The 6,316-nt window shown below is 66.1% G+C and carries 4 protein-coding genes and 1 pseudogene; 1 reads left to right on the top strand and 4 read right to left on the bottom strand.

Annotated features, from left to right (window positions below):
* Both WA904_RS01260 and WA904_RS01255 read right to left on the bottom strand, forming a co-directional pair.
* Positions 1–183: pseudogene (locus WA904_RS01260) on the bottom strand (hypothetical protein); the annotation flags it as partial.
* A gap of 12 nt (positions 184–195) precedes the next feature.
* The gene (locus tag WA904_RS01255; protein ID WP_425195308.1) at positions 196–2,274 is read right to left on the bottom strand and encodes a VIT and vWA domain-containing protein; all 2,079 of its coding nucleotides are present in this window, start codon (positions 2,272–2,274) and stop codon (positions 196–198) included.
* Positions 2,275–2,446: 172 nt separating this feature from the next.
* Between WA904_RS01255 and creD the strand changes: the two genes are divergently transcribed.
* Positions 2,447–3,856: a cell envelope integrity protein CreD gene (gene creD / locus WA904_RS01250; RefSeq protein WP_425195307.1), complete on the top strand. Its 1,410-nt coding sequence runs from the start codon at positions 2,447–2,449 to the stop codon at positions 3,854–3,856.
* Here creD and creC read toward each other — a convergent pair.
* Together creC and creB are read right to left on the bottom strand one after the other, a co-directional pair.
* Positions 3,853–5,289, bottom strand: coding sequence for a two-component system sensor histidine kinase CreC (gene creC, locus WA904_RS01245; RefSeq protein WP_425195306.1), 1,437 nt, complete (start codon positions 5,287–5,289; stop codon positions 3,853–3,855). The two genes, creD and creC, sit on opposite strands and share 4 nt — an antisense overlap.
* Complete coding sequence (creB, locus tag WA904_RS01240; protein ID WP_425195305.1) at positions 5,286–6,011, bottom strand: two-component system response regulator CreB; 726 nt, start codon at positions 6,009–6,011, stop codon at positions 5,286–5,288. The genes creC and creB overlap by 4 nt, the downstream gene beginning before the upstream one ends.
* Between the last annotated feature and the right edge of the window lie 305 nt (positions 6,012–6,316).

Raw genomic sequence — 6,316 nt, 5'->3', positions numbered from 1 at the left:
GTCCAGCATGCGCTGGCCCATCCACAGCCAGGTGGGCCACAGCGCGGCGGCCAGCAGGGCCAGCCAGATCCATTCGGGCGCGGTGTCGATGCGTACGCCCCAGCGCACAAAGCCGGGCCGCTTGAGCAGGCCTTGCGGCCTGGCCAGCGCGTGAAGGCTGGTGAGGTCCTTGAGTATGGCCATGGCTGCTGTCCTTCAGGCGGTGAGGCGGGCAGCGTTGTGGCGGCGCTGGCGGCGCGCCAGCATGGCCAGCACCGACAACATCATGGCCATGCCGGCCCAGGTGGCGGGCTCGGGCGTGCCGGGCACTTCGGCACCTATCGCCAGGTTGCTCACACCCTGCGGCATGGGCGAGGGCTGGTTCACGCTGGGCGCATCCAGCGGCTGCGTGTTGCGCACGACCTTGTCCACCGCAAGGAAGCTGGTGTATTGCGTGAGCAGGTTGTATTGCAGGCCGAGCTCGGTGATGCGCGCGCGCTGGGAGTCGCCGCCTTCGAGCGCTTCCTGGTCGGACAGGCCGGCGATGCGGTGCCGTGCCCAGAGGTAACGCAGTGCGGCCGCGTCCTGGTTGCTGCTGCCCGTCGGCAGGGCCTTGCGGTAGGGGCCGCTGGCGCTCTGGCCTTCGATGACGAGCTGGCCGCCGGCCTGGCCGCGCCATTTGCCGAAGACCACCACCGGGCGCTCGCCCAGCACGTCGGGCAACTGGGCCGGCTCCACGTCGTACACGTCCATGCCTTCGAAACGCGCCTTCACGCTGGTCAGAACAGGCGACTCGATCATCTTGCGAAAGCGCGCAGCTTCAGCCGGCGCTTCGGAGGAATTGGTGATGATGAAGGGCTCGCCCATGCCGGCGCGGGCCAGGCCTTCCATCAGGTGGCGGTTCACAGACGAGCCGATGCCGAAGGAGAACAGGTTGGCCTGCGACAGGTTGCGGCGCACCAGCTCGAAGGCTTCACGCTCCACCGTGACGTAGCCGTCAGTCACCACCACCACCGTGCGCGAAACGTCGGCGGCCTTGGGCTCGGCATACACGCGTTTGAGGGCCGGGATCAGTTCGGTGCTACCGCCGCCGCCCATCTGCACGATGGTGCTGATGGCCTGGTCGATGTTGGCGCGGCTGGCGGGTACCGACTTCGGGCTCAGGAAGCGGTTGCTGCCGGAGAAGAGCAGCACGTTGAAACTGTCGCTGGGGCGCAGGCTGCCGATCAGCTCGCGCAGCAGGGCCTTGGAGGTGTCCAGCGGAAAGCCGTGCATGGAGCCCGAGATGTCGACGACAAAGATGTACTCGCGCGGGTTGATGGTTTGCGCCGCAATCTGCTTGGGCGGTTCGACCATGGCGAGGAAGAAGTTCTCGCCGCTGCCGGGGTTGCCCTGGTAGAGCATGACGCCGGACTCGATGCGGTCGCCGGCGAGCCGGTAGTCGAGGATGAAGTCGCGGTTGTTGGCGGGGCCGCTGCCGGGCCGCAGTGACACACTGGCGGTTTTGCTGCCTTCGGCGCCGGCTTCCTGGCTTTTCTGCACGTCGATGCTGTGGGAGTTGGAACGCACCTCCTTCAGGCCAATCGGCGTGGCGAGCTGCACCTTGATGTCGAAAGCCGTGGCCGACGGCTGGCCGGCGGGCAGGTAGGGCTTGGCCACCCACTTCCCCTGGGCCTGCTCTGACTGCGGGCTGTTGTAGCGTGGGCCGACCACTGTGGGGAAGACGAATTGATAGTTGCCTGACTGTGGCACCAACAGCTCGGTGTAGCGCAGCTCCACCTTGACGTCGTCGCCCGGCATGATGTTGGCGACATTCATCTGGAACACGTTGGGCAGGTGCTGCTCGAGCAGGGCGGCGGTCTTGCCTTCTTTTTTGGCGCTGTCGTATTCGATGCGCGCCTGTTGCTTCTCGCGGATGTTGGCGGTGATGAGACGGTCGGCCAGGCGCACATTCATGCCGTAGACGGCGGCTTTGGTGGAGCCAGGAAAAACATATTTCGCTTCAATGGCGCGCTGGCCTTCGTTGCGGTAGTGCTGGGTGACGGTGACGTCGGCGATCACGCCGGAGATGCGCACGTCGACTTTGGTTGCCTTGAGCGGCAGCTGGTCCAGGCCGGGCTCATCGCTTTTGACGAAGAAGTAGGGGCTCTCTGTTTTTTGCCGCGGAGGGGCGTCCCGGTCCTGGGCGTGCGCGGGGCGCAGCGTCAGCGTGATGAAACAGGCGACGGCAGCACCGGCAGTGGCGAGCCACAGCCAGCGTGCAACGGGGGGCTGGTAGGACAGTGTGGACGGCATGAAAGACTCCTTGGCGGGCGTGCGACAGTGCACGGAACCAAGGATCGCGGGCGGTGGAGAAACCGGTTTGAAGGGCGTGAGGAGGCTGTGTGAAGTTTGTGTGAAGCCCGGCTTCACACGGATTCCCCGGTGCGTCGCCACAGTCAGGCCTTTCATTGTTCAAGGAGCTGCCATGACCTTTCTGCCCAAAAATTCCGTGACCCTCAAGCTGCTCACGCTGCTGCTGCTTACCTTGCTGCTGTGCCTGCCGCTGGCGCGCATTGGCTGGCTGGTGTCCGAGCGCGGCGCCACCCGGGAGCAGGCCGCGCAGGAACTGGCTGCGACCTACGCCGGTGCGCAAACGCTCATCGGTCCGGTGTTGCTGGTGCCTTACGTGGAGCGATGGAGCGAAGCCCAGCTTGATGAGCAGGGCAAGCTGAAGGGCCGCATCGCCCGCAGCCGGCAGGCCACCCACCTGGTCTATCCGGAAAAGCTGGAGATCAGCGGCACGGTCTCGCCGCAGGAGCGCCAGCGAGGCATCTTCAGCGTGCTGTTTTATGACTTGCAGGGGGCCTGGACCGGCAGCTTTGCGCCGACCCATGCAGCGGGCATCCCCCGCACCGAAAAGGATTCGACCGTCGAACTGCTGCCGCCCTCGCTGGCGTTCGGCCTGTCCGATGTGCGCGGTATCCAGGGGTCGCCCGTGCTGCTGCTGGCCGGGGAGGCGCTGCGCTTTGTGCCCGGCATGCCGTTTGCTGCGGAAGGCTCCCTGCTGGCCAGCGGCATCCATGCGCCGCTGACCGGCGCAGCGCTCAAGGCCTTCGAGGCCCGTCAGCCCCTGATGCTGGATCTGCGGATGGCTGTGGTGGGACAGCGCAACCTGTCGATGGCGCCTGTTGCCGAGGACACCTCAGCGCAACTGGCGATCCGCTGGCCGCATCTGAGTTTCGGCGGCCGCTTCCTGGCGGCGCAGCGTACGCAGACCCAGGACGGCTTTCAGGCGCGCTGGGCCGTGTCCTCGCTGGTGAGCGCGGCCGGCCGACAGGTCACGGCATCGGTGCAGGCGCCAGCGGGCGGGCCGCGTCCCCAGGCCCAGGGGCTGGATACGTTCGACGTATCGCTGATCCAGCCCCAGAACACCTATTCGATGTCCGACCGCGCCGTGAAGTACGGCGCGCTGTTCGTCGGGTTGACGCTGATGGCGGCATTCATGTTCGAGCTGTTTCGCAAGCTGCGGTTGCATCCGGTGCAGTACGCCCTGGTGGGCTTGTCGATCGCCCTGTTTTTCCTGCTGTTGCTGGCGCTGTCGGAGAAGCTGGCTTTCTCCCTGGCCTATGGCCTGGCCAGCGGCGCGAGCGTGGTGCTGCTGATGGTGTACTTCAGCGCTGTGCTGCAGGGCTGGCGGCGCGGCCTGTCTCTTTCTGCCTTTGTGGGCCTGCTGTACATCGCGCTGTACGGGCTGCTGGTTTCTGAGGACAACGCGCTGCTGATGGGGGCCATCCTGGTCTTTGGCATGCTGGCGGCGCTGATGCTGCTGACCCGCAAGATCGACTGGTACGCGCTGTCGCCTGCGCCGGCGACAGTGGATTCGGCTGCGGACTAGGACGCCGCACGCGGCAGCGACAGCGTCGCCAGCGCGCCACCCTCGGGCGCGTTGGCCAGCTCGATGCGGCCGTCGTGCAGCGAGGCGATCTCGCGTACAAAGGCCAGGCCCAGGCCAGTGCTTTTCTTGCGTGAATGCGGCCGTGCCAGCGAGTAGAACTTTTCGAACACCTTGTCGTGGGCGTATTCGGGGATGCCGGGGCCGCTGTCCTGCACCTGGATGCGCACCGTGCGGGCTTTCAGTTGCAGGGAGAGCACGACCGTGCCGCCATCGGGGGAGAAGTCGACCGCGTTGTCCAGCAGGTTGCTGACAGCGCGGCGCAGCAAAAAGGCGTCACCCTCCACCGCCGCGTCTTCCGGTGCATCGACGATGATGCGGATGCTGCGCGCAGCCGCGGCGTCCTGCACTGCGCCCGCGAGTTCCTCGAGCAGCGGCTTCATGGCCACGGGCAGCGGGTGGTCCAGTGCGCGGCGGGTTTCCAGCGCGGTGAGCTCCATCATGCGGTCCACCATCTCCTGGATGCGGCCGGTCTCGCGCATGATGTTGGCCAGGAAGCGCTGGCGCTCGGCCTGCGGCATGCCCGCTTCCTGCAACAGCTCGGCCGCGCCGCGTATGGCGGAGAGCGGACTTTTTACTTCGTGCGTGAGGGTCTGCACATAGTCGGCCACGTAGTTGCGGCCGGCCAGCGCGTCGCGCATTTCGTCGTAGGCCGCACCGATGGCGCCCAGCGCGCGTCGGCCCAGGCGCGGCAGGTTCAGCGAGCGCTGGGCCCGCACATACCGCACGTAGTCGGCGATCACGCCGAAAGGCCGCACCAGCCAGACCGAGACGATGACGGCCAGCAGCAGCACGGCCAGCACGGACACCAGGCCGACGAACAGCGTTTTCTGGCGCGCGGCGGAGACGAACTGGCCGAAGCTCGCGACCGGCTTGCCAACGGTGGCGACGCCAATGATCTCGTTGTTCCAGCGTATGGGCGCGCCCACATACATCACCGAGCTCAGCGGATCTGTCTCCACGTCGCGGGTGGTTCGTGCGCCGTAGTCACCGCGCAAGGTGTAGCTGACGTCTTTCCACTGGGAATAGTCGGCACCGGCGGATTTGCCCAGCGAGTCGAACAGCACGCGACCGGATCGGTCGGTGACATAGGCGCGCATTTCAACGCGGGTTTTGGTGACCGAGTAGATCTGCGAGAGGAATTGCCGCGCGTACAGCGATTTGAACAGTGGCTCCAGGCGCGTCGTGTCGATCGCGCCGGCCTGCACGTCCTGCTCGACCAGCCCGGCCAGCAGGTGCGAGGTTTCGACCAGTGATTCTTCGGCCGACTCGCGGTAACGCGGGTCGATCTCGGCGACCACGCGGTAAAGAATGAAGGCGATGCCGGCTGCATAGATCAGCAGGATGCCGATGAAGATGCGGTTGCGTTTTGTCACGACGGCGGCAGGTCTTCGGCCAGCGCGTAGCCCGAGCCGCGCGAGGTGCGTATCGGTTCGGCGTTGGGCGCGACGGCCTTGAGCTTGGCGCGCAGGGTCTTGATATGCGCGTCCACCGTGCGGTCGAAACTGGCAGCGTCGTCGTCCCAGACCTTGGTGAGCAGTTCGTCCCGGGTGTAGACCCGCCCGGGTTTTTGCACCAGCAGGCGCAGGATGCCGTATTCATAACGCGACAGCTCCAGTGCCCGGCCGTAAAAGCGGATCTGGCGGCGCTCTTCGTCGAGCATGAACACGGACTGTGTGGCTGCCGGGGCGGATTCCTGCGGCCCCGCAGAAGGCGCGCGGACTGTCCGGCGCAGGATGCCGCGCACCCGGGCCACGAGCTCCCGCGGCGAGAAGGGTTTGGCAATGTAGTCGTCGGCGCCGAGTTCGAGGCCGACGACCCGGTCGATCTCGTCGCTGCGTGCCGTCAGGAAGAGCATGGGCACGCTGGCGCCGCCGGGCAGGGCGTGCAGGCGCTTGAAGAGCTCGAAGCCGTTGAGGTCGGGCAGGCCGACGTCGAGGATGGCGAGGGCCGGCGGCTCGGCTGCAAATTCCTGCAGGGCCTGCTGGGCGGTGGCGCACCAGACGGGCGCAAAGCCGTCTGTGGCCAGCACATACTGGATCGTGTCGGCGATGCCGGACTCGTCTTCGATCACCAGGATGCGGGGCTTGTTGAGCATGGGGCGTATGGTAGCTGTTGGGGCGAGACTGTTGTCCCGGACGGGATCCGGAATCCATGTTCTACGACCACCGCCGGTCCGGCTGAGCCTGTCGAAGCCTGTGCAAGCTTGATTGGCTGTGGGGCTTCCAGCAAGCCGGGACTCGCCCCGGCGGGCGACTCACTTTCTCTTGCGTCGCTGTATGGACTGGACACATGGGAAACAGGTGTTCGGAGACATAGGAAACACCTTGGATGTTCAGGCGGCGGCGTTCAGCGCGTTCAAATCCAGCCGCATGAAGCGGTGATGGCAGAAGAACACATCGT

This window comes from Polaromonas sp. (genome assembly GCF_049790275.1).
Lineage (GTDB): Bacteria > Pseudomonadota > Gammaproteobacteria > Burkholderiales > Burkholderiaceae_C > Polaromonas.
Note: the sequence above shows the minus strand (reverse complement) of the source record. Positions and strands in the feature narration are given on the sequence as shown.

Excerpts from the sequence above, each read along its gene's own strand:
- WA904_RS01255 (WP_425195308.1), bottom strand. The coding sequence starts at position 2,274 with ATGCCGTCCACACTGTCCTACCAGCCCCCCGTTGCACGCTGGCTGTGG.
- creD (WP_425195307.1), top strand. The coding sequence starts at position 2,447 with ATGACCTTTCTGCCCAAAAATTCCGTGACCCTCAAGCTGCTCACGCTG.
- creB (WP_425195305.1), bottom strand. The coding sequence starts at position 6,011 with ATGCTCAACAAGCCCCGCATCCTGGTGATCGAAGACGAGTCCGGCATC.